Origin of the sequence: Pseudomonas rubra, assembly GCF_028656935.1 — a bacterium.
Lineage (GTDB): Bacteria > Pseudomonadota > Gammaproteobacteria > Pseudomonadales > Pseudomonadaceae > Aquipseudomonas > Aquipseudomonas rubra.
In genome coordinates this window covers 134,779-155,594 of the sequence record NZ_JAMDGZ010000012.1, presented here as the reverse complement: position 1 = coordinate 155,594, position 20,816 = coordinate 134,779, and the positions used below count along the sequence as shown (strand labels likewise).

Genomic DNA, 20,816 nt, shown 5'->3' with positions numbered 1-20,816 from the left:
CCATTAGGGGGCGCGGCTGATACGCCGCGCCACCAGAATCAAATACGCCGGGCGGCGTAACGCTTGAGCATGCTCGGTACGTCGAGGATCAGCGCAATGCGCCCGTCACCGGTAATGGTGGCGCCCGACATGCCCGGGGTGCCCTGGAGCATCTTGCCCAGCGGCTTGATGACCACTTCTTCCTGGCCCACCAACTGATCGACGACGAAGCCGATACGCTGGGTACCCACCGAAAGGATCACCACGTGGCCCTCGCGCTGCTCTTCATGAGCGGCAGAACTGACCAGCCAGCGCTTGAGGTAGAACAGCGGCAAGGCTTTGTCACGCACGATCACCACTTCCTGGCCGTCGACCACGTTGGTGCGCGACAGGTCGAGGTGGAAGATCTCGTTGACGTTGACCAGCGGGAAAGCGAACGCCTGGTTGCCAAGCATGACCATCAGCGTCGGCATGATCGCCAGGGTCAAAGGCACCTTGATGACGATCTTCGAACCCAGGCCCTTGGTCGAGTAGATGTTGATCGAGCCGTTGAGCTGGGAAATCTTGGTTTTCACCACGTCCATGCCCACGCCACGCCCGGACACGTCGGAAATCTCGGTCTTGGTCGAGAAGCCCGGGGCGAAGATCAGGTTGTAGCACTCGGTCTCGCTCAGGCGGTCGGCAGCATCCTTGTCCATCACCCCGCGCTTGACCGCGATGGCGCGCAGCACGTCAGCATCCATGCCCTTGCCGTCGTCGGAGATCGACAGCAGGATGTGATCGCCTTCCTGTTCGGCCGAGAGCACTACCTTGCCGCCGCGGGACTTGCCCGAGGCTTCGCGCTCTTCCGGGGTTTCGACGCCATGGTCGACGGCGTTGCGCACCAAGTGCACCAACGGGTCGGCCAGGGCCTCGACGAGGTTCTTGTCGAGGTCGGTTTCTTCCCCGACCAGCTCCAGGTTGATCTCTTTCTTCAACTGCCGGGCCAGGTCGCGAACCAGGCGCGGGAAGCGCCCGAAGACCTTCTTGATCGGCTGCATGCGGGTCTTCATGACCGCGGTCTGCAGGTCGGCAGTAACCACATCGAGGTTCGACACGGCCTTGGACATGGCCTCATCGCCGCTGTTCAGGCCCAGACGCACCAGGCGGTTACGCACCAGCACCAGCTCGCCGACCATGTTCATGATCTCATCGAGCCGCGCGGTATCGACCCGTACGGTGGTTTCAGTTTCGTTGGTCGGGTGTTTTTCTGCAGCCGCCGCAGGCTGACGCGCCGGGGCTGGCGCGGCGGGCTTGGCGGCCACTGCTGGCGCAGCAGCAGGTACGGCGGCTTTGGCCACGGGTGCTGGCGCAGGCGCAGGCTTGGCCTTGACCGGCGCGGCAGCAGCAGGCGCAGCAGTGGCGACGGCGTCAGCAGCAAACTTGCCCTTGCCATGCAACTCGTCGAGCAGTGCTTCGAACTCGTGCTCGGAAATATGATCGCCCTGTACAGCAGGCGCGGCGTCTTCCCCGGCAGCGGTAGCGGCGCCCGGCAGTGCATCGACGGCAAAGGTACCCTTGCCGTGCAACTGATCAAGCAGCGCCTCGAACTCGTCGTCGGTGATATCGCCGCTGGCAACGCCCGGCGCAGCTACCGCAACCGGCGCCTCGGCGCTGGCGCCGAGGTTATCGGCGGCGAACTGACCCTTGCCATGCAACTGGTCAAGCAGCGACTCGAACTCGGCATCGGAGATTTCATCACCGGCGGGCTCGGCCACTTGGGCTTCGGCCTCGGCCTTGACCGCACTGAGCGAGTCGAGCAACTGCTCGAACTCGGTGTCGGTGATGTCGGCTTCGGCCGCAGGCGCTTCGAGCACTTCTGGCTCAGGCGCAGGTGCCTCGTCCTGCGCGGCAGGCTCGGCCAGGCGCGACAGCGCCGCCAGCAGCTCAGGGGTGGCTGGGGTGATGTCGGTACGTTCGCGCACCTGGCCGAACATGCTGTTGACCGTGTCCAGCGCTTCCAGGACCACGTCCATCAGTTCGGCATCAACACGCCGGGCACCCTTGCGCAGGATGTCGAAGACGTTTTCGGCGATATGGCAGCACTCCACCAGCTCGTTGAGCTGGAGGAAGCCGGCGCCCCCTTTTACAGTGTGAAAACCGCGAAAGATCGCATTGAGCAAATCGGCATCATCCGGACGGCTTTCCAGCTCGACCAGTTGCTCGGACAGTTGCTCAAGAATCTCGCCGGCTTCTACCAGGAAATCCTGAAGGATTTCTTCATCGGCGCCGAAGCTCATTAAACGTGCTCCCTAAAAACCCAGACTGGACAGCAGATCGTCGACATCGTCCTGACCGGACACAACGTCTTCACGCTTATCGGCATGAATCTGCGGACCTTCACCCCGAGTCGGATGTTTTTCTTGATCTTTTTCAGCGCGCAGCTGCTGGTGGTCATGTTCGATACCGGCAAAACGGTCGACCTGGCTTGCCATCAGCACGAGCTTGAGCAGATTGCTTTCTACTTCGGTGACCAGCGTCGTGACGCGCTTGATCACCTGGCCGGTCAGGTCTTGGTAGTCCTGAGCCAGAAGAATGTCATTGAGGTGCCCGGCGACCTTGCGGTTGCCCTCCTCGCTGCGCGTCAGAAAACTGTCGACACGCTTGGCCAGCTCACGAAACTCCGGTGCCGCCACTTCGCGGCGCATGAAGCGCTGCCAGTCGACGCTCAGCTCGCGGGCTTCGTCGCTCAACGCGTTGAGTACCGGCGTACTGGCTTCGACCAGGTCCATGGTGCGGTTAGCCGCGCCCTCGGTCAGTTTGACCACGTAGGACAGGCGTTCGGTCGCGTCGGTAATCTGCGACACTTCCTCGGCCTGCGGCATGTGCGGGTCGATCTGGAAGCTGACGATCGCACTGTGCAACTCGCGGGTAAGTTTGCCGACTTCCTGATACAGGCCTAGGTCACGGGTCTGGTTCAGCTGATGGATCAGTTGCACCGCGTCGCCGAACTTGCCTTTTTCAAGGCTGTCGACCAGTTCCTTGGCGTGTTTCTTGAGTGTTGACTCGAACTCGCCCAAGGATGATTGTGTTTGCTCCATAGCGCCCCCGTGGCGTACCTCAGCTATTGACGCGCTCGAAGATTTTTTCGATTTTTTCTTTCAGCACCTGGGCAGTGAACGGCTTGACCACATAGCCGTTGACTCCGGCCTGGGCGGCTTCGATGATCTGCTCGCGCTTGGCTTCGGCGGTCACCATCAGCACCGGCAGGTGCTTGAGGCGTTCATCGGCCCGCACCTTGCGCAGCAGGTCGATGCCGGACATGCCAGGCATGTTCCAGTCGGTGACCAGAAAATCGAAGTGGCCGCTTTCGAGCATCGGCAGCGCGGTGTTGCCGTCGTCGGCTTCCTGGGTGTTGGTAAAGCCCAGATCACGCAACAGGTTCTTGATGATCCGCCGCATCGTCGAGAAGTCGTCCACGATGAGGATTTTCATGTCTTTGTTCAATTAGACCTCCAAGCAGTCTTTAACGCGTTCAGCGCGGAACGCGCATTCAATCAATTCGGTACTGCATTTCACGACTGCATTGAACCGGTGTTCAACGCGCCCACCATTCCCCCAGGCGACCACGCAAACGTGCCGCGCACTGGCTGTGCAGCTGGCTGACGCGCGATTCGCTCACCCCCAGGACCTCACCGATCTCCTTGAGGTTGAGCTCTTCGTCGTAGTACAGCGCCAGCACCAGACGCTCGCGTTCGGGCAGGTTGGCAATGGCATCGGCCAAGGCTGCCTGAAAACGCTCGTCTTCCAGATCGCGCGAAGGCTCGAGCTGGGAACTGGCACCTCCCTCGTGCAGACCTTCATGTTCGCCGTCCTGCAGCAGGTCGTCGAAACTGAACAGGCGGCTGCCCAGGGTGTCATTCAAAATCCCGTAATAATCATCGAGACTCAATTGAAGTTCGGCAGCAACCTCGTGATCTTTAGCGTCACGGCCGGTTTTTGCTTCAATTGCACGAATCGCGTCACTGACCATGCGGGTATTGCGGTGTACCGAACGCGGCGCCCAATCGCCCTTGCGCACTTCATCGAGCATCGCCCCGCGAATACGGATGCCGGCATAGGTCTCGAAACTGGCACCTTTGCTCGCATCGTACTTGTTGGCGACTTCGAGCAAGCCGATCATCCCGGCCTGGATCAGATCTTCGACCTGAACACTGGCCGGCAGACGCGCCAGCAAGTGGTAGGCGATGCGTTTGACCAACGGCGCGTAACGCTCGATCAACTCGTACTGGGCGTCACGCGAGGCCTTGCTGTACATCCGATAACCGCTGGCGTTCATAGCACCGGACCCGCACTCGTCGGTTGCACCAGGCGCTCGACGAAGAACTCCAGGTGACCCCGTGGGTTGGCAGGCAGCGGCCAGGTGTCGACCTTCTGGGCAATGGCCTTGAATGCCAGCGCGCACTTGGAACGCGGGAAGGCTTCATAGACTGCACGCTGCTTCTGCACCGCCTTGCGCACGCATTCGTCGTAAGGCACCGCACCGACGTATTGTAGGGCGACATCCAGAAAGCGATCAGTGACCTTGGTCAACTTGGCGAACAGGTTGCGCCCCTCTTGAGGGCTCTGAGCCATGTTTGCCAGGACGCGGAAGCGGTTCATGCCGTAATCGCGATTGAGCAGCTTGATCAGGGCATAGGCATCGGTGATCGAGGTGGGCTCGTCGCACACCACCAGCAACACTTCCTGGGCGGCGCGGACAAAACTGACTACCGAGTCACCGATACCCGCAGCGGTGTCGATCACCAGCACATCGAGGTTGTCGCCGATCTCGCTGAAGGCCTGGATCAGCCCGGCATGCTGCGCCGGCGCCAGGTGCACCATGCTTTGCGTACCCGAAGCCGCCGGCACGATGCGCACGCCACCGGGGCCCTGCAGCAGTACTTCGCGCAGCTCGCAGCGGCCTTCGATGACGTCGGCCAGGGTACGTTTGGGCGTCAGGCCCAGCAGCACGTCGACGTTGGCCAGGCCCAGGTCGGCGTCCAGCAGCATGACCCGACGGCCAAGCTCAGCCAGCGCCAGCGACAGGTTCACTGACACGTTAGTCTTGCCGACGCCACCTTTGCCACCGGTCACGGCGATCACCTGTACGGGATGCATGCTACCCATGTTTGTTCTTTACCTTGTCTTACTTAGACCGAGGCCACATGACTGGGCTGCGCTTTCAACACCTGAAAAATGCCTGGCAGACCATTGATGTAGGTACTTTGCAACGTATTCATATTCACCTCAGCCCACGCGTTTGCCAGGGCTGTGGTAGAGATCAGCGAACATGTCGGCCATGGCCTCTTCGCTGGGCTCGTCCTGCATCTGCACGCTCACTGCGCGGCTGACCAACTGGTGCCGGCGCGGCAGGTGCAGGTCGTCAGGAATGCGCGGGCCATCGGTAAGATAGGCCACAGGCAGTTCATGACTGATTGCCAGGCTCAATACTTCGCCGAGGCTGGCGGTTTCATCTAGCTTGGTCAGGATGCAACCGGCCAGACCACAGCGCTTGTAGCTGTGGTAGGCGGCGGTCAGCACCTGCTTCTGGCTGGTGGTTGCCAGTACCAGATAATTCTTGGCCTGAATCCCGCGCCCGGCAAGGGTTTCGAGCTGCATACGCAAGGCCGGGTCACTGGCTTGCAGGCCAGCGGTGTCGATCAGTACCACGCGCTTGCGCAGCAGCGGGTCGAGCGCCTGGGCCAGCGACTGACCCGGATCGACATGAGTGACCGAGACATTGAGGATCCGCCCCAGGGTCTTGAGTTGCTCCTGGGCACCGATACGGAAACTGTCCATGCTCACAAGGGCCAAGTTGTGCGCACCGTACTTGAGCACGTAGCGCGCAGCCAGTTTGGCCAGGGTGGTGGTCTTGCCCATGCCGGCCGGACCGACCATGGCAATGACACCGCCTTCTTCAATCGGTTCGATTTCCGGCACCTGAATCATCCGCGCCAGATGGGCCAGCAGCATGCGCCAGGCTTGCCGAGGCTCTTCGATACCGGTCGTAAGATCGAGCAGCTCACGGGCAATTGGCCCGGACAGGCCAATGCGCTGCAGGCGCCGCCAGAGATTGGCCTGCTGCGGCTTGTTTCCTTGCAACTGGCTCCAGGCCAGCGAACCGAGCTGCACTTCAAGCAGCTCACGCAGGCCCGACAGTTCCGAACGCATCGAGTCGAACAAGCGCTGATCAATCGGCGCGGCAACCGGTGCCGCCGGCGCCAGCGGTGCTTCAACCTCAGGATCTACCAGCGGCTCGGAAGCGGTCAACGGCAGCCCGGCGAACAGCTGACGGTTGGCGTCCTCGCTCTCGCTGCGGGTGCTCAGCTCCGCCTGGGCGGTAACGATGCGCGACTGGGTCTTGCGCAACTCGTCTTCGAGCTCGATATTCGGCACCCGCGGCGCCAGGGCGGACAGCTTATAGTCCAGCGCAGCCGTCAGCTCGACACCGCCAGCAATCCGGCGGTTGCCGATGATGGCGGCTTCGGCGCCCAGCTCATCTCGAACCAGCTTCATGGCCTGACGCATATCGGCGGCGAAAAAACGCTTAACTTGCATAACCCACTACCTCAGCCGTTCGGGCCCACTGTGGCGACGATGGTAACTTGCTTGTTGTCAGGTATTTCCTGATACGCCAAAACATGCAAATTCGGTACAGCCAGGCGACCGAAGCGCGACAGCATGGCTCGTACCGGTCCTGCGACCAGGAGGATCGCCGGCTGCCCTTGCATCTCCTGACGCTGGGCGGCTTCGATCAACGAACGCTGAAGCTTTTCGGCCATGCTCGGCTCAAGAAGAACACCATCTTCCTGGCCTTGCCCAGCCCTTTGCAAACTATTGAGCAAAATCTGTTCCAATCTTGGCTCAAGGGTGATGACAGGCAGCTCGGACTCAACGCCGACAATGCTTTGCACGATTGCGCGACACAATCCGACGCGCACCACCGCCACCAGCGCGGCGGTATCTTGACTCTTGCCCGGGTTGTTGGCGATGGCTTCGGCAATACTGCGAATGTCGCGCACCGGAACTTGTTCAGAGAGCAGCGCCTGCAGGACCTTGAGCAACCCCGACAACGAAATGACGCCTGGCACCAGCTCTTCGGCAAGCTTGGGCGAGGCTTTGGCCAGCACTTGCAGCAATTGCTGCACTTCTTCGTGGCCGATCAGCTCGTGACAATGCTTGTGCAGGATCTGGTTGAGGTGCGTGGCGACCACGGTACTGGCATCGACCACCGTGTAGCCCAGCGACTGCGCCTGGCTGCGCTGATTGACGTCAACCCACACCGCCTCAAGACCAAAGGCCGGATCGCGGGCGGCAATGCCGTTGAGGGTGCCGAACACTTGCCCCGGGTTGATCGCCAGCTCACGATCGGGGTAAATCTCGGCTTCGGCCAGGATCACCCCCATCAGTGTCAAGCGGTAGGCGCTCGGCGCCAGATCAAGGTTATCGCGAATATGTACCGTGGGCATGAGAAAGCCCAGGTCCTGGGACAGCTTCTTGCGCACACCCTTGATCCGCGCAAGCAACTGCCCACCCTGGTTGCGATCCACCAGCGGAATCAGGCGATAGCCGACTTCCAGGCCGATCATGTCGATCGGGGTGACGTCATCCCAGCCCAGCTCCTTGGTTTCCATGGCCCGTTGCGGCGATGGCAGCAAATCCTGCTGGCGCTGGACTTCCGCCAAGGCCTTGACCTTGACCTGGTTCTGCTTGCGCCAGACCAGGTAAGCACCGCCCGCAGCCACCAGACCAAGGCTCAAGAAGGCAAAGTGCGGCATGCCTGGCACCAGGCCCATAACGATCATAATGCCAGCGGACACCGCCAGGGCCTTGGGCGAGTCGAACATCTGCCGGTTGATCTGATTGCCCATGTCCTCGGAGCCCGAGGCACGGGTGACCATGATCGCTGCGGCAGTGGACAGCAACAGCGATGGCAACTGCGCCACCAAACCGTCACCAATGGTCAACAGGGCGTACACCTTGCCAGCGTCGCCAAAGGTCATGTTGTGCTGGAAAATACCGACCGCCATGCCGCCGATCAGGTTGATGAACAGGATCAACAGGCCGGCGATGGCGTCGCCGCGAACGAATTTGCTGGCACCGTCCATCGAGCCATAGAACTCGGCCTCGCCGGCCACCTCGGCGCGGCGCGCCTTGGCCTGAGCCTGATCGATCAGCCCGGCATTGAGGTCGGCGTCGATGGCCATCTGCTTGCCGGGCATGGCGTCGAGGGTAAAGCGTGCGCTCACCTCGGAAATCCGCCCGGCACCTTTGGTTACCACCACGAAGTTGATGATCATCAGGATCGCGAACACCACGATACCGACCACATAGTTACCGCCGATCACCACCTCACCGAAGGCCTGGATCACCTTACCAGCGGCCTCGTGGCCGTCATGACCATGGAGCATCACCACCCGCGTGGAAGCCACGTTGAGGGCCAGGCGCAACAGTGTCGCCACCAGCAGGATGGTCGGAAACGCGGCAAAGTCGAGCGGACGCAAGGCGTAGACGCAGACCAGCAGGACCACGATAGACAAGGCGATGTTGAAGGTGAAGAACACGTCGAGCAGGAACGGCGGGATCGGCAACATCATCATTGCCAGCATCACCAGCAGCAACAGCGGCACACCCAGGTTACCCCGGCCTAGACCGACCAGGTTGCTACGGGCACTGTTGATTAACTGAGAGCGATCCACCGGTATTCCTCGTTAGCTCAAGCAAAACTTTGACGCGTTTTGGGCGCGCAGCGCTGCCTTTGCAAGAAGCTTTCCAACTTTGGGATTGGCGCACATCTCATCGCGGGGCAAGTCGAGTCGTCGCACCGCCGCTCCCACAGCCTCAGGAGTCGCGCCGCAAATCTGGCGGAATCGGCAGATCCTTGAGCGGTTCCGGGGGTTTGCCCTTGCCGGCGCGGTACTGGCGGATCTGATAGACATAGGCCAGCACCTGGGCCACCGCCAGGTACAAACCGGCAGGAATCTCTTCTTCAAGCTCGGTGGAATAGTAGATCGAGCGCGCCAGTGCCGGCGATTCGAGCACCTGGATCTTGTGCTCGTTGGCAATCTCGCGAATTTTCAGGGCGATGAAATCGGCGCCCTTGGCCAGCAGCAGCGGCGCCGAGCCCTTCTGCGGATCGTACTTGAGCGCCACGGCATAGTGGGTCGGGTTGGTGATAATGACATCCGCCTCCGGGATCGCTGCCATCATTCGCCGCTGCGAGGCTTCACGCTGCAACTGACGGATACGCTGCTTGACCTCGGGCTTGCCCTCGGAGTCTTTGTACTCGTCACGCACCTCCTGCTTGGTCATCAACAGCTTCTTGTGCGCCTGCCAGAGCTGAAGCGGCACATCCACCGCGGCAATCAGCAACAGCCCCGCAGCCATCCACAACGCACTCCAGCCAACCACCTGCACACTATGGATGACCGCCTGCTCCAGCGGCTCGTTGGCAATTGCCAGTAAATCATCACGATCGGCTGAAAGCACCGCCAGGGCAACGATAAGAATCATGAAGAATTTGGCCAACGCCTTGAGCAACTCGGACAAGGCATTGGCCGAGAACATCCGCTTGATCCCCGAAAGCGGGTTCATCCGACTGAATTTCGGCGCCAGGGAGCTACTGGAAAACAAGAAGCCGCCCAGCGAAACCGGACCGATAATCGCTGCGAGCAGTAACACCAACAGCACTGGCTGGGTAGCCAGCAGCGCCATCTTGCCGGAGGCCATGAGAAAGATGCTCATGGAGCGCTCATCAATGAGCACCTCACGCGACAAGGTGAAGTTGATGCGCATCAACTCCATCAAGGTTTGCGCCAGACCACCGCCAAAGACCAACAGCGCACCGGCACCCGCCAGGGTCACCGCCACAGTATTGAGCTCTTTGGAACGCGCAATCTCGCCCTTCTCGCGAGCGTCCTTCTTGCGTTTCTCGGTGGGGTCTTCTGTCTTGTCCTGACCGCTTTCGCTCTCTGCCATGCTCAGCTCGCCCGCGCCAGCTCACGCAGCCACTGCAGGGCCTCAGAGGCCAGCGACTGATAGTGAGGAAGAATATCGGCCAGTGTGATCCAGAAAATCACCAGACCCAGCACCAGAGTCAGAGGAAAACCAATGGAGAAGATGTTCAACTGCGGCGCCGCCCGAGTCATGACGCCAAAAGCGATGTTGACCACCAGCAACGCGGTGATCGCCGGCAACACAAGCAGCAAGGCCGCACCCAGCACCCAACCAAGGCGCCCGGCCAGGTCCCAGAAATGATTGACCAGCACACCGCCGCCCACTGGCAATGTGGTGAAGCTCTCGGTCAGCACTTCAAAAACCACCAGATGGCCATTGATGGCAAGGAACAGCAAGGTGACCAGCATGGTCAGGAACTGACTGATTACCGCCGTACTGACGCCGTTAGCCGGGTCGACCATGGAGGCGAACGCCATGCCCATCTGGATCGCGACGATTTGCCCGGCAATCACGAATATCTGGAAGAACAGCTGCAGCGCCATACCGAACACAGCACCGATGATGATCTGCTCAGCCACCAGCAACATCGCCCTGAGATCCAGCGCTTCGACCACTGGCATCGGCGGCAATCCCGGCACGATCACTACCGTGATTGCCAGGGCGAAGTACAGGCGAATACGCGCCGGCAACAGGGTGGTACCAAATATCGGCATGGTCATCACCACCGCAGTGACGCGAATCAGCGGCAGGATGAAACTGGCCACCCAGGCACCGATCTGCGCATCGGTAAGCTCAAGCATGACCGACTCAGCCGATCAACTGCGGAATACTGCCGTACAACGACAGGATGTATTCCATGAACTTCTGCACCAGCCAAGGCCCGACCACAATCAGGGTCACCAGCATCACCAGCAGGCGCGGCAAAAAGCTCAGGGTCTGTTCGTTGATCTGCGTGGCAGCCTGAAACATGGCCACCACCAGGCCCACCAGCAGGCTCGGCACCACCAGGATGGCAACCATCAGGGTGGTCAGCCACAACGCATCACGAAACAGGTCGACAGCCACTTCCGGGGTCATGGACTACTTCTCCTCGCGGCTTCAGACGCCGCCGAAACTGCCGGCCAAGGTACCCATGATCAGCGCCCAGCCATCGACCAGTACAAACAGCATGATCTTGAAGGGCAGCGAAATGATCAGCGGCGAGAGCATCATCATACCCATGGCCATCAGCACACTGGCGACCACCAGGTCGATGATCAGGAACGGGATGAAGATCATGAAGCCGATCTGGAACGCAGTCTTGAGCTCCGAGGTGACGAACGCCGGCACCAGAATGGTCAACGGCGCCTGATCAGGGCTGGCGATGTCAGTGCGCTTGGACAGGCGCATGAACAGGTCCAGGTCGCTCTCGCGGGTCTGCGCCAGCATGAAATTCTTCAGTGGCACCTGCGCTTTGCTGATTGCATCCTGGGCACTGAGCTTCTCAGCCAGGTACGGCTGCACAGCCTCCTGGTTAATACGGTCGAACACCGGCGCCATGATGAACAAGGTCAAAAACAACGCCATGCCGTTGAGAATCTGGTTGGACGGCGTCTGCTGCAGGCCCAGAGCCTGGCGCAAAATGGAGAAGACGATAATGATGCGGGTAAAGCTGGTCATCAGCACAACGAACGCCGGAATGAAGCTCAGCGCCGTCATGATCAGCAGGATCTGCAGGCTGACCGAGTATTCCTGCTGTCCGTCCGCCCCACTGGTCAGGCTGATCGCCGGGATCGACAGCGGATCGGCCGCCAACGCCATCGGCGCTGCCAGCACCAACAGCAGCGTCAACATCATGCGCAATGCGCCCATCACGATCGTCCCTTCTGATCCTTGCCCATCAGCTCCAGGAGCCGTTGGGCGAATTCTGGTGTTGCCTGGCGCGCACTGGCGGGCACTTCAATCGGCTCGGCCATGACATGCAGGGCCTCAATGGTGCCCGGGGAATGACCGATGAGAATCTGCTCCTTGCCGACCTGAATCAGCAGAAGCCGATCACGCGGCCCCAGCGAACGGGTACCGAGGATCTCGATGACCTGGCCACTGCAGGGCGCGGCGTTTTGCAGCCGACGCAGCAGCCAGGCCAGGACAAAAATCAGCCCCAGCACCAGCAGCAAGCCCAACACCAGCTGGGTCAACTGCCCCGCCGCGCTACCAGTGGCCGCCGCTGGCGCCACAACCGCAGCCGCCGGCTGGGTGGCTGCCAGTGCGACATCCACGTACAGGCCGCAGGCCAGGGTCATGCCATTGCGCAGGAGCCTGTTCACTCAGCGCAGCTTCTTGATACGTTCGCTTGGGCTGATCACGTCGGTCAGGCGAATGCCGAACTTTTCGTTGACCACCACCACTTCGCCATGAGCGATCAGTGTGCCATTGACCAGAACGTCGAGCGGCTCACCGGCCAGGCGATCGAGCTCGATCACCGAACCCTGGTTGAGCTGCAGCAGGTTGCGGATGTTGATCTCGGTGCTACCGACTTCCATGGAAATACTCACCGGAATGTCCAGAATCACATCCAGGTTCGGACCATCGAGGGTCACTTGCTCGTTGCTGCGCGGCGAGCTGCCGAATTCTTCCATTTGCAGGCGGTCGGATGCAGGCATGCCACTGTCGGCTGCCAGCAACGCATCGATGTCGGACTGACCGGCGTCGCCGGTTTCTTCCAGGGCCGCAGCCCACTCATCGGCCAGCGCCTGCTCCTCCGGGGAGGTGATTTCGTTTTCGTTAGCCATTTTGTCCTCGACGGGCAATCAATTCGGAGTTGGAACCGCAAGCGCCTCAGCGGCGCTCGATCGGATCGATAATCTGCAGGGCCAGGTTGCCCTTGTGCGAACCCAGCTTGGCCTTGAACGACGGCACGCCGTTGGCCCGCAGGATCAGCTCATCCGGCAGCTCGACCGGAATAACATCGCCCGGCTGCATGTGCAGGATGTCGCGCAGCTTCAGCTGGCGACGGGCAACCGTGGCGCTCAGCGGCACGCTGACATCCAGCACGTCTTCGCGCAGGGCCTTGATCCAGCGCTCGTCCTGGTCGTCCAGGTCGGACTGGAAACCGGCATCGAGCATCTCGCGCACCGGCTCGATCATCGAGTACGGCATGGTCACGTGCAGGTCACCACCGCCACCATCGAGCTCGATGTGGAAGGTCGAGACCACCACCGCTTCGCTCGGGCCGACGATGTTGGCCATGGCCGGGTTGACCTCCGAGTTGATGTACTCGAAGTTGACCGGCATGATCGCCTGCCAGGCTTCTTTGAGGTCGACGAACGCCTGGTCCAGCACCATGCGCACCACCCGCAACTCGGTCGGCGTGAACTCCCGCCCTTCGATCTTGGCGTGACGACCGTCGCCACCGAAGAAGTTGTCCACCAGCTTGAACACCAGCTTGGCATCAAGAATGAACAACGAGGTACCGCGCAGCGGCTTGATCTTCACCAGGTTGAGGCTGGTGGGGACGTACAGCGAATGCACGTACTCACCAAACTTCATCACCTGCACGCCACCTACCGCCACGTCGGCTGAGCGACGCAGCAGGTTGAACATGCTGATGCGGGTATAGCGGGCAAAGCGCTCGTTGATCATCTCCAGGGTCGGCATGCGTCCGCGGACGATCCGATCCTGGCTGGTCAGGTCATAACTTTTGATACTGCCGGGCTCGGCATTACTTTCAGTTTGCACCAAACCATCGTCGACACCATGCAACAAGGCATCGATTTCATCCTGGGACAGCAGGTCCTGCACGGCCATCTGGGGCTCCTACTGCAATACGAAATTGGTGAACAGCAACTGGTCGACGACCGGCTTGCCGACTTCCTTCTGCGCCACTTCCTGAACACTGGCAGTGGCCTTCTGGCGGAGCATTTCCTGGCCCACTGGGCTCGACAAAGTGTCAAAACCCTGCCCTGAGAACAGCATCACCAGGTTGTTGCGTATCACCGGCATGTGCACCTTGAGCGCATCCAGCGCCGCCTGATCACGACCCTGCATGGTAATGCTCACCTGCATGTAGCGCTGGCGACCGTTCTGGTTGAAGTTGACCACGAAAGCCGGCGCCAGGGGCTCGTAGATCGCTGCAGGCTTGAGGTTGGCCAGGGCCGGATCGACCGCAGGCTTGTCCTCGGACTTGTGCAGGAAGAACCAGGTGGCGCCAACCGACAGACCGATGGCCAGCAGCAATGCCAGCACCACCAGCAGGATCAGCTTGAGTTTGCCTTTAGCGGCGGGGTCTTTTTCTACTTCGCTCTTCGCCATGCCAATAATCCGTCATTCATCGGAGATTTCAGTCACATGGCGAGGGTTGAGCAAGTGTTATGCCAGATTTGCCTGGGGTGCGACTTGCCCCGCAATCAGGCGTAGAAATCCACGGCACTTGAACCCACAACCGACTGTTGCTCGACCGGCATTGCACCGGGTGCGATTTCAGTAGATTCAGCAGCCTCATTGCGTCGCGCTGCCACGCCACTGAGCTTCGGCGTGTCCTGGGCGCCCTGCTGCTGGCCGCCACGGGACTGATCGGCAACGTTGACGTCCGGCTGCCCCAACCCCTGCTGGGCAAACATTTCCTTGAGGCGGTGCACCTGGTTTTCCAGCGCTTCGCGTACACCAACGTGACCACTGATGAAGGTCACCTGGGCCTGCTGCTCCGGCGCCAGGTTGACACGAATATCCAGGCGCCCAAGCTCCGCTGGCTCAAGCTTGATGTCCGCCGACTTCAGGTTCTGGCTGGACAGGTACATGACCCGGTTGACCAAGCCTTCGGTCCAGCCACCCTGATTCATCGCCAACGGCTGATTGAGCGGAGTCGCGACCGGCACAGCATTGGCCGTCTTGGCCGTAGCTGCCTGGGTCAGGTGGCTCAGGCGCTCGGCAAAGTTGTCGACACGGGTATCGCTCGATGCGCTTTTCAGATCCTTCAGGCCATCGTCGATAAGACCCGCGAAGGCCTTCTCGCCTGGCTCACCCTGTTCGGCATCCGCGCCCGGCTTGTCAAGCAAGGCCGCCAGTGTATTGACGGCAGGCTGCGCGGCTGACGCTTCAGGCTGGGCATTGCCCACTTTGCTGGCGGCATGGGCAGACGTAGTGCCCTGGGCCTGGGCACTTTGCTCAAGGGCCATGCGCAAGGCAGGCAGATCGGCCAGTGGATCGGCCTCAGGATCGAACTCGGGTGCTTCGGCCACCGGCGGGCTCACCACCGCAGCCTGCGCCTGCAACTGCGCCACAGCGGCCTGAACCACTGGCGCGACTGCCTCGGCCTGGGCCTGGATCAACTGCGCCCCCGGCTGGGCATCGGTCACTTGACCTGCCACCAGACTGGGATCGAGCAACGTAGGATCAGGCACCAGTGCGGGATCGACCTCGGGACTGCCCTGATCGTCTGGCAAGTTCTTGCCGCTGCCGGCAACCTTCGGCGTATTGCTGCCGCTATCCGAAGCAGGTGTTGGCGCTGCGGGCTTGTCGCGCACCGCGCTATCGGCGGCAGCCGGGGCGGCCTCACGCGATTGCTTGGCATACACTTCGGAAAAGCCCGAAGCCTTGTCGTTGCTAGCCTGCAGCGGTTTATCCGGCGCACCGCCAGCGGCACGCGAAGGCTTTGCCACGGCACTGGTTTGCAGCAGGGGATTGGAGGCGACAGGCATGTAGGAGTCTCCGCTACAGGGGTCGTAAACGTGAATTAGCGAAGACCAAGCAAAATTAGCGCCAGCTTTGCCTATTCACTCGACACGCGCTGGCATTCAGCGCGGTACAGGGCACGCACCGCACTGTACTCACGATCGATCTGGTTGATCAGATCCTCGATACCCTGCAAGGGCCCCTGGTTGACTCGATCCTCCAGTTGCCGGCACAGCTCGGCCAACGCCACAGCCCCCATGTTGCTGCTACTGCCCTTGAAGCTGTGCGCAGCATGCGCCAGTTCATCGGCACTCTTGGCTTCATGCAACTGGCTGAGGCGTTTTTCGGAATCTTCAAGAAAGGTCTCCAGCAATTGCAGGTAGCCATCTTCCATGACCTCCTGCAGGTCGCTGAGCACCTCGCGATCGATGTGACTGTCGGACACTTGCTCACTCCTTGATCAAGTTGGATTATGCCAGAGCCTCCCAGGCGAACTCCACGCATGCGCGACGCCCCTCGTCGGCCCATTCGGCGCGCCGGCTCAACCGGCGTACAAGATTCAGCCCGCGCCCGCACAACCCTTGTTCGGACACCGACCTGGCCAGCACTTTACTCACATTGAAGCCCTGGCCGCTATCTTCGACCTCGATAATCAGACGCCCGCCCTGACGATCCGGCTCCACCCGCAAAGACACACGGATAAACCCATCGCACAACGCCTGCAGGCGCTCATTGCGCACCTGATAATAGGCGGCAAAGCCCTGCGCATCGCGTTTGAGCGCAGAGTCCAGGCCCAACACGCCGTGCTCCAGGGCATTGGAATACAGCTCGGTGAGCACGCTGTGCAACGCCCCGCCCTGGGCCCGCAGACCATGAATTTCTTGCAGCAGTTGCAGCAGGTACGGTAACGGATTGAAACGCTTTAGCGTTTCGGCACGAAACTCGAACTGCAATGACCAGTCCAGCGGGCTGGACTGGCCACTATCAGAGTAGATCACCGGTGGCGGTGACAACACCTGCGGCTCGACCACTTCGATATCGAGCAGGCTGACGTCATCCCGGGAACGCCCGCGAAACTGCTCCAGCGCCTGCAGCACCTCCTCGAACAACAGCGCTGGCTGGCGGTTGGCGCTCAACACCCGACGCAACCGCTCGACGCCGAACAACTGATCATGCTCATCACTGGTGTCGACGACGCCATCAGATAGCAGAAACAAGCGCTCGCCCAACGCCAGAGGCAAGACCTCAGTGGTGTCATTGAAGCGCTCCGGCGCCAGAACACCTAATGGCAAATGACGCGAAATCAACGGCAATGGCTCGCCGCCACCGGCCGGCAGCAGATAGCCATCCGGCATGCCGCCATTCCACACCTCGACCACCCGCCGCTGAAAACTCAAGTTGAGCAGCAAGGCGCAACAGAACATACCCACCGGCAGGATGCGCTTGAGCTTGGCATTCATCTCGCGCAAGGTTTCGGCCAGGCCATAGCCCTTGGCGGTCATGCCATAAAACACCTCCGCCAAGGGCATCGCCCCCACCGCTGCCGGCAAACCGTGCCCGGTAAAATCGCCGAGCAACACGTGCATATCACCCGCCGGGGTAAAGGCCGCCAACAGCAAGTCACCGTTGAACAAGGCGTAGGGTGATTGCAGGTAGCGGATATTCGACGCACTCAGGCACCCGGCGTGCGCCACCTGATCGAACACCGCCTTGGCCACTCGCTGCTCGTTGAGCAGGTGATTGTGATGGCGGGCAATCTGGTCACGCTGCTCCAGCACCGTAGCCTGCAGTCGACGCAACCGGTCCATCGCCTTGATTTTGGCGGCAAGGATCACCGGACTGTAGGGCTTAGCCAGAAAATCGTCACCACCCGCCTCAAGGCAACGCACCAGTGCATGCTCTTCACTCAATGAGGTCAGAAAAATGATCGGCACCAGGGCCTCACCCGCCAGCGCCTTGATCTGTCGCGCCGCCTCGAAACCGTCCATGACCGGCATCAAGGCATCAAGCAAGACCAGGCTGGGGCGCTGCTGCGCGAACAGCGCCACGGCCTGCTCGCCGTTCTCGGCAGTAAGCACCTGGTGCCCTTGCTTGCGCACGATGGTGGCAAGCAGCAGGCGATCAGCCGCACCATCCTCGGCGATCAGTACGGTGAGCGCTTCCAGATCATGGGCGAACTGGCTCAAGTGATGTCGAACAGCTTGTCGAAATTGGAGATGGCGAGGATTTTTCGGACATCGGAGCTGGTGTTGACCACGCGTATTTCCGAATCGTCGCCGCCAGCATGATCGCGCAGGAGCAGCAGCATGCCCAGCGCCGAACTGTCCAAGTAAGTGGCTTCCTTGAGGTCGACCACCACCGAGTCCGGCATCTTCGGCTTGCGCTCGTAAGCCTCGCGAAACTCCTGATGCTTGCCGAAGTCAAACCGGCCTTTGACCTTTATCGTCAGTTTTTTCCCATCCGGGGATACTTCAGATACAACTGCCATGTCGATGATTCCTTCCATTGCGACGATTGCAGACATCTAGAAGGTTTAGCAGCCCGGCCACCCGCCAGCAAGCCGTGCCGATCAATGTACAGGTCAATAGCGGTCGTGACGCGGCAGACGCTGGGACAGCTCATCGAGCAGCTTTTGCTCGCGCTTGTCCTCGATCATCCGCGCCTCGTCAATGTAGCGCTGTACCAGCTTGCGCAAACCCTCGACCCGGGCATAGGCCTGCTGCCAGGTGCCACGGGCGTTCTTGAGGTTGTTCTGGTGCCAGGCCAGGCTCTGGCGCTGCTGGGTCATGGCGGTCTCCAGCTGAGCGAGAAAGCCCTGATAGCTGACCAGCCAACTACCGGACACGCCCTGCCCGCCCCGGGCGATCCACTGCAATTGGTAGTCTGCGCGAAAGCGGTCGAGTTCGCTGAGCTTGGCCTCGGCCAGGCTCACCTGCTGCTGGAATTGCCCCAGGCGCTTGGCGGCCTGGCGCTCTGCGCTTTCCGCCATTTCCACCACTGGCGTCAGACGCGCGGCACGGCTGGGCTGGGCCACGGCCTATCAGCCGCCTGCCGCGGGCAAAGGGGCAAACACGCCTGCCAGGTGCTCGCGGCTTTGCTGCATGCCAACATTGTCGTTCAGGGCCTGGCGCAAGAAGTGCACCAGGCGCGGCTGCAGGGCAATGGCAAGGTCGGTCTCAGCATCGCCACCGGCCACATAGGCACCGACGCTGATCAGGTCACGACTCTGCGACAAGCGCGACCACAACTGTTTGAACTGCTGCGCTTCGGTCATTTGCTCGGGGCTGACCACCTGCGGCATGACCCGGCTGATCGAGGCCTCAATATCGATCGCCGGGTAATGCCCTTCCTCGGCCAGGCGCCGGGACAGCACGATATGCCCGTCGAGCACCCCCCGCGCCGAGTCGGCGATCGGATCCTGCTGGTCATCGCCCTCGGAGAGCACTGTATAGAACGCAGTGATCGAGCCACCACCAGCCTCACCATTACCGGCGCGCTCCACAAGCTTGGGCAGCTTGGCGAACACCGACGGCGGATAGCCCTTGGTCGCCGGCGGTTCACCGATGGCCAGGGCGATTTCCCGCTGGGCCTGGGCGAAGCGGGTTAGCGAGTCCATCAGCAACAGAACGTTCTTGCCCTTGTCGCGAAAATACTCAGCGATACGCGTGCAGTACATTGCCGCGCGCAAGCGCATCAGCGGCGCATCGTCAGCCGGCGAGGCAACCACCACCGAGCGTTTGAGACCCTCTTCGCCGAGAATATGCTCGATGAATTCCTTGACCTCACGACCCCGCTCACCGATCAGGCCGACGACAATGATGTCCGCCTCGGTGAAGCGGGTCATCATGCCCAGCAGCACACTCTTACCGACGCCGGTACCGGCAAACAGCCCCAGGCGCTGGCCACGACCGACCGTCAACAAACCGTTGATGCTGCGAATACCAACATCCAGCGGCTGGCTGATGGGATCGCGATTGAGCGGGTTGATGGTCGGACCATCCATCGGCACCCAGTCTTCGGCTTTCATCCCGCCCTTGCCATCCAGGGCGCGCCCGGCGCCATCGAGCACCCGCCCGAGCATGCTCATGCCCATGGGCAAGCGGCCGCTGTCAGCCAGCGGCACCACGCGGGCGCCCGGGGCAATGCCAGCGACACTGCCAACCGGCATAAGGAACACCTTGCCGCCGGCAAACCCCATGACTTCGGCTTCGACCCGAACCGGGTGGTAGCTGTCATCGTTGATCACCACGCAACGGCTGCCCACCGCAGCGCGCAGGCCTTCAGCCTCCAGTGTCAGGCCGACCATGCGCAGCAGACGGCCCTCGACCACCGGTTGAGCCGGTAAATTGACGGCATCGGCATAGCCGCCCAGGCGCTTGCCGAAGCTGGTTCGCTCAAGGCGCATCTAAGCTGTCCAGTTCGACCTGCAGGTCCGGCGCGGCCGGGTGCAGGCCTTGATCGTGGAGCTGATCGAACAATTGCGCCACGGCCTTTTCCATACGGGTTTCCATGGTTGCGTCGATGCGGCTGTGGTCGGTTTCAATACGACAGCCGCCCGCCAGCAAATCTTCGTCCTCGAGCAGCTTCCAGCGCTCCTCGTGCCGCTCGCGCAGGGCTTTGACCAGCTCGAAATCCTGCGGATTGATATGGATGCGGATGTTTTCGGCGCCCATGGGCAGCAGTTTAAGGGCTTCACGCAGCACCTGGCTGATATGGCTGGAGTCGCTGCGCAACTCACGGCCAATCACCTCCCGGGCGATATGAGCGACCAGATGCACCACTGCCTTTTCAATCTGGCTGTCTTGTTCGGCGATCGGCTCGAGCAGGTGCGCCATGACCTGCTCGAGGCTGGCAAGCTTGGCGCCCAGGGCCTGTTCGGCTTCCTGGCGAACCTTGAGCTGAGTGCTGTGAAAGCCCTCGCGCTCACCGGTGGCGAAACCTTCGTTGTAGGCTTCCTGACGGATGCTTTCGAGCTCTTCGAGGGTCAGCGGCTGGACTTCTTCCAGCGGCACTTCTTCGATCTCGTCCTGAAGCGCTTCAGGCTCGGGCTCCGGCTCAGGCTCGGGCTCCGGGTCGAAACTGGGCAGCGCCCAGCGATCGAAGTCCTCGACCTCGTTGGCGCGAATCAGCTCACTCAGGTGCTCGTTGGTTGACATGATTGCACGCACTCACAAAACATCGCGGGGCAAGCCCGCTCCTACAGAATCTCT

22 protein-coding genes are annotated in these 20,816 nt (G+C 61.1%); all 22 read right to left on the bottom strand.

What is annotated here, in order from left to right; translation table 11 throughout:
- Positions 1–38 precede the first annotated feature (38 nt).
- Positions 39–2,258 (bottom strand): chemotaxis protein CheA, encoded by a 2,220-nt coding sequence (locus M5G17_RS05735; protein ID WP_273892035.1) that lies wholly within the window; start codon positions 2,256–2,258, stop codon positions 39–41.
- 12 nt (positions 2,259–2,270) lie between these two features.
- Positions 2,271–3,059 carry a protein phosphatase CheZ gene (locus M5G17_RS05730; RefSeq protein WP_130263781.1) on the bottom strand — a complete coding sequence of 263 codons (789 nt, stop codon included), beginning with the start codon at positions 3,057–3,059 and terminating at the stop codon, positions 2,271–2,273.
- Between the two features lie 19 nt (positions 3,060–3,078).
- The gene (locus M5G17_RS05725; RefSeq protein ID WP_036990294.1) at positions 3,079–3,453 is read right to left on the bottom strand and encodes a chemotaxis response regulator CheY; all 375 of its coding nucleotides are present in this window, start codon (positions 3,451–3,453) and stop codon (positions 3,079–3,081) included.
- A gap of 103 nt (positions 3,454–3,556) precedes the next feature.
- A complete protein-coding gene (gene fliA, locus M5G17_RS05720; protein WP_273892034.1) occupies positions 3,557–4,297 on the bottom strand; it encodes an RNA polymerase sigma factor FliA in 741 nt (246 codons plus the stop codon).
- Positions 4,294–5,127 carry a flagellar synthesis regulator FleN gene (gene fleN / locus M5G17_RS05715; RefSeq protein ID WP_130263779.1) on the bottom strand — a complete coding sequence of 278 codons (834 nt, stop codon included), beginning with the start codon at positions 5,125–5,127 and terminating at the stop codon, positions 4,294–4,296. Before fleN ends, fliA begins: the two co-directional genes overlap by 4 nt.
- 120 nt (positions 5,128–5,247) lie before the next feature.
- A complete protein-coding gene (flhF, locus tag M5G17_RS05710; protein WP_273892033.1) occupies positions 5,248–6,558 on the bottom strand; it encodes a flagellar biosynthesis GTPase FlhF in 1,311 nt (436 codons plus the stop codon).
- An 11-nt stretch (positions 6,559–6,569) separates the two neighbouring features.
- The gene (flhA, locus tag M5G17_RS05705) at positions 6,570–8,699 is read right to left on the bottom strand and encodes a flagellar biosynthesis protein FlhA (protein ID WP_273892032.1); all 2,130 of its coding nucleotides are present in this window, start codon (positions 8,697–8,699) and stop codon (positions 6,570–6,572) included.
- A gap of 142 nt (positions 8,700–8,841) precedes the next feature.
- Complete coding sequence (flhB, locus tag M5G17_RS05700) at positions 8,842–9,978, bottom strand: flagellar biosynthesis protein FlhB (RefSeq protein ID WP_273892031.1); 1,137 nt, start codon at positions 9,976–9,978, stop codon at positions 8,842–8,844.
- A 2-nt stretch (positions 9,979–9,980) separates the two neighbouring features.
- A complete protein-coding gene (fliR, locus tag M5G17_RS05695; protein WP_273892030.1) occupies positions 9,981–10,757 on the bottom strand; it encodes a flagellar biosynthetic protein FliR in 777 nt (258 codons plus the stop codon).
- 7 nt (positions 10,758–10,764) lie between these two features.
- Positions 10,765–11,034 (bottom strand): flagellar biosynthesis protein FliQ, encoded by a 270-nt coding sequence (fliQ, locus tag M5G17_RS05690; protein ID WP_045200304.1) that lies wholly within the window; start codon positions 11,032–11,034, stop codon positions 10,765–10,767.
- A 21-nt stretch (positions 11,035–11,055) separates the two neighbouring features.
- Positions 11,056–11,808 carry a flagellar type III secretion system pore protein FliP gene (fliP, locus tag M5G17_RS05685; protein WP_273892029.1) on the bottom strand — a complete coding sequence of 251 codons (753 nt, stop codon included), beginning with the start codon at positions 11,806–11,808 and terminating at the stop codon, positions 11,056–11,058.
- On the bottom strand, positions 11,808–12,239 hold the full coding sequence (fliO, locus tag M5G17_RS05680; RefSeq protein ID WP_420793337.1) for a flagellar biosynthetic protein FliO: 432 nt from the start codon (positions 12,237–12,239) through the stop codon (positions 11,808–11,810). Before fliO ends, fliP begins: the two co-directional genes overlap by 1 nt.
- 24 nt (positions 12,240–12,263) lie before the next feature.
- On the bottom strand, positions 12,264–12,728 hold the full coding sequence (gene fliN / locus M5G17_RS05675) for a flagellar motor switch protein FliN (RefSeq protein ID WP_273892027.1): 465 nt from the start codon (positions 12,726–12,728) through the stop codon (positions 12,264–12,266).
- 46 nt (positions 12,729–12,774) lie between these two features.
- Positions 12,775–13,743 carry a flagellar motor switch protein FliM gene (gene fliM / locus M5G17_RS05670; protein WP_273892026.1) on the bottom strand — a complete coding sequence of 323 codons (969 nt, stop codon included), beginning with the start codon at positions 13,741–13,743 and terminating at the stop codon, positions 12,775–12,777.
- 9 nt (positions 13,744–13,752) lie between these two features.
- Positions 13,753–14,247 (bottom strand): flagellar basal body-associated protein FliL, encoded by a 495-nt coding sequence (gene fliL, locus M5G17_RS05665; RefSeq protein ID WP_273892025.1) that lies wholly within the window; start codon positions 14,245–14,247, stop codon positions 13,753–13,755.
- Between the two features lie 95 nt (positions 14,248–14,342).
- A complete protein-coding gene (locus M5G17_RS05660) occupies positions 14,343–15,632 on the bottom strand; it encodes a flagellar hook-length control protein FliK (RefSeq protein ID WP_273892024.1) in 1,290 nt (429 codons plus the stop codon).
- Positions 15,633–15,703: 71 nt separating this feature from the next.
- Positions 15,704–16,051: an Hpt domain-containing protein gene (locus M5G17_RS05655; RefSeq protein ID WP_273892023.1), complete on the bottom strand. Its 348-nt coding sequence runs from the start codon at positions 16,049–16,051 to the stop codon at positions 15,704–15,706.
- Between the two features lie 25 nt (positions 16,052–16,076).
- Positions 16,077–17,792: an ATP-binding SpoIIE family protein phosphatase gene (locus M5G17_RS05650; RefSeq protein ID WP_273892022.1), complete on the bottom strand. Its 1,716-nt coding sequence runs from the start codon at positions 17,790–17,792 to the stop codon at positions 16,077–16,079.
- Positions 17,789–18,094 (bottom strand): STAS domain-containing protein, encoded by a 306-nt coding sequence (locus M5G17_RS05645; protein WP_273892021.1) that lies wholly within the window; start codon positions 18,092–18,094, stop codon positions 17,789–17,791. The genes M5G17_RS05650 and M5G17_RS05645 overlap by 4 nt, the downstream gene beginning before the upstream one ends.
- A gap of 93 nt (positions 18,095–18,187) precedes the next feature.
- Positions 18,188–18,640, bottom strand: coding sequence for a flagellar export protein FliJ (fliJ, locus tag M5G17_RS05640; protein WP_273892020.1), 453 nt, complete (start codon positions 18,638–18,640; stop codon positions 18,188–18,190).
- Positions 18,641–18,646: 6 nt separating this feature from the next.
- Positions 18,647–20,011, bottom strand: coding sequence for a flagellar protein export ATPase FliI (gene fliI / locus M5G17_RS05635; RefSeq protein ID WP_130263764.1), 1,365 nt, complete (start codon positions 20,009–20,011; stop codon positions 18,647–18,649).
- Positions 20,001–20,762 carry a flagellar assembly protein FliH gene (gene fliH / locus M5G17_RS05630; protein ID WP_273892019.1) on the bottom strand — a complete coding sequence of 254 codons (762 nt, stop codon included), beginning with the start codon at positions 20,760–20,762 and terminating at the stop codon, positions 20,001–20,003. The genes fliI and fliH overlap by 11 nt, the downstream gene beginning before the upstream one ends.
- Positions 20,763–20,816 lie beyond the last annotated feature (54 nt).

Excerpts from the sequence above, each read along its gene's own strand:
- fleN (WP_130263779.1), bottom strand. The coding sequence starts at position 5,127 with ATGGGTAGCATGCATCCCGTACAGGTGATCGCCGTGACCGGTGGCAAA.
- fliO (WP_420793337.1), bottom strand. The coding sequence starts at position 12,239 with ATGACCCTGGCCTGCGGCCTGTACGTGGATGTCGCACTGGCAGCCACC.
- M5G17_RS05725 (WP_036990294.1), bottom strand. The coding sequence starts at position 3,453 with ATGAAAATCCTCATCGTGGACGACTTCTCGACGATGCGGCGGATCATC.
- flhF (WP_273892033.1), bottom strand. The coding sequence starts at position 6,558 with ATGCAAGTTAAGCGTTTTTTCGCCGCCGATATGCGTCAGGCCATGAAG.
- fliA (WP_273892034.1), bottom strand. The coding sequence starts at position 4,297 with ATGAACGCCAGCGGTTATCGGATGTACAGCAAGGCCTCGCGTGACGCC.
- fliR (WP_273892030.1), bottom strand. The coding sequence starts at position 10,757 with ATGCTTGAGCTTACCGATGCGCAGATCGGTGCCTGGGTGGCCAGTTTC.
- fliH (WP_273892019.1), bottom strand. The coding sequence starts at position 20,762 with ATGTCAACCAACGAGCACCTGAGTGAGCTGATTCGCGCCAACGAGGTC.
- fliM (WP_273892026.1), bottom strand. The coding sequence starts at position 13,743 with ATGGCCGTGCAGGACCTGCTGTCCCAGGATGAAATCGATGCCTTGTTG.
- M5G17_RS05735 (WP_273892035.1), bottom strand. The coding sequence starts at position 2,258 with ATGAGCTTCGGCGCCGATGAAGAAATCCTTCAGGATTTCCTGGTAGAA.
- fliN (WP_273892027.1), bottom strand. The coding sequence starts at position 12,728 with ATGGCTAACGAAAACGAAATCACCTCCCCGGAGGAGCAGGCGCTGGCC.
- M5G17_RS05660 (WP_273892024.1), bottom strand. The coding sequence starts at position 15,632 with ATGCCTGTCGCCTCCAATCCCCTGCTGCAAACCAGTGCCGTGGCAAAG.
- fliQ (WP_045200304.1), bottom strand. The coding sequence starts at position 11,034 with ATGACCCCGGAAGTGGCTGTCGACCTGTTTCGTGATGCGTTGTGGCTG.
- M5G17_RS05730 (WP_130263781.1), bottom strand. The coding sequence starts at position 3,059 with ATGGAGCAAACACAATCATCCTTGGGCGAGTTCGAGTCAACACTCAAG.
- M5G17_RS05645 (WP_273892021.1), bottom strand. The coding sequence starts at position 18,094 with ATGGCAGTTGTATCTGAAGTATCCCCGGATGGGAAAAAACTGACGATA.
- fliI (WP_130263764.1), bottom strand. The coding sequence starts at position 20,011 with ATGCGCCTTGAGCGAACCAGCTTCGGCAAGCGCCTGGGCGGCTATGCC.
- fliL (WP_273892025.1), bottom strand. The coding sequence starts at position 14,247 with ATGGCGAAGAGCGAAGTAGAAAAAGACCCCGCCGCTAAAGGCAAACTC.
- flhB (WP_273892031.1), bottom strand. The coding sequence starts at position 9,978 with ATGGCAGAGAGCGAAAGCGGTCAGGACAAGACAGAAGACCCCACCGAG.
- fliP (WP_273892029.1), bottom strand. The coding sequence starts at position 11,808 with ATGGGCGCATTGCGCATGATGTTGACGCTGCTGTTGGTGCTGGCAGCG.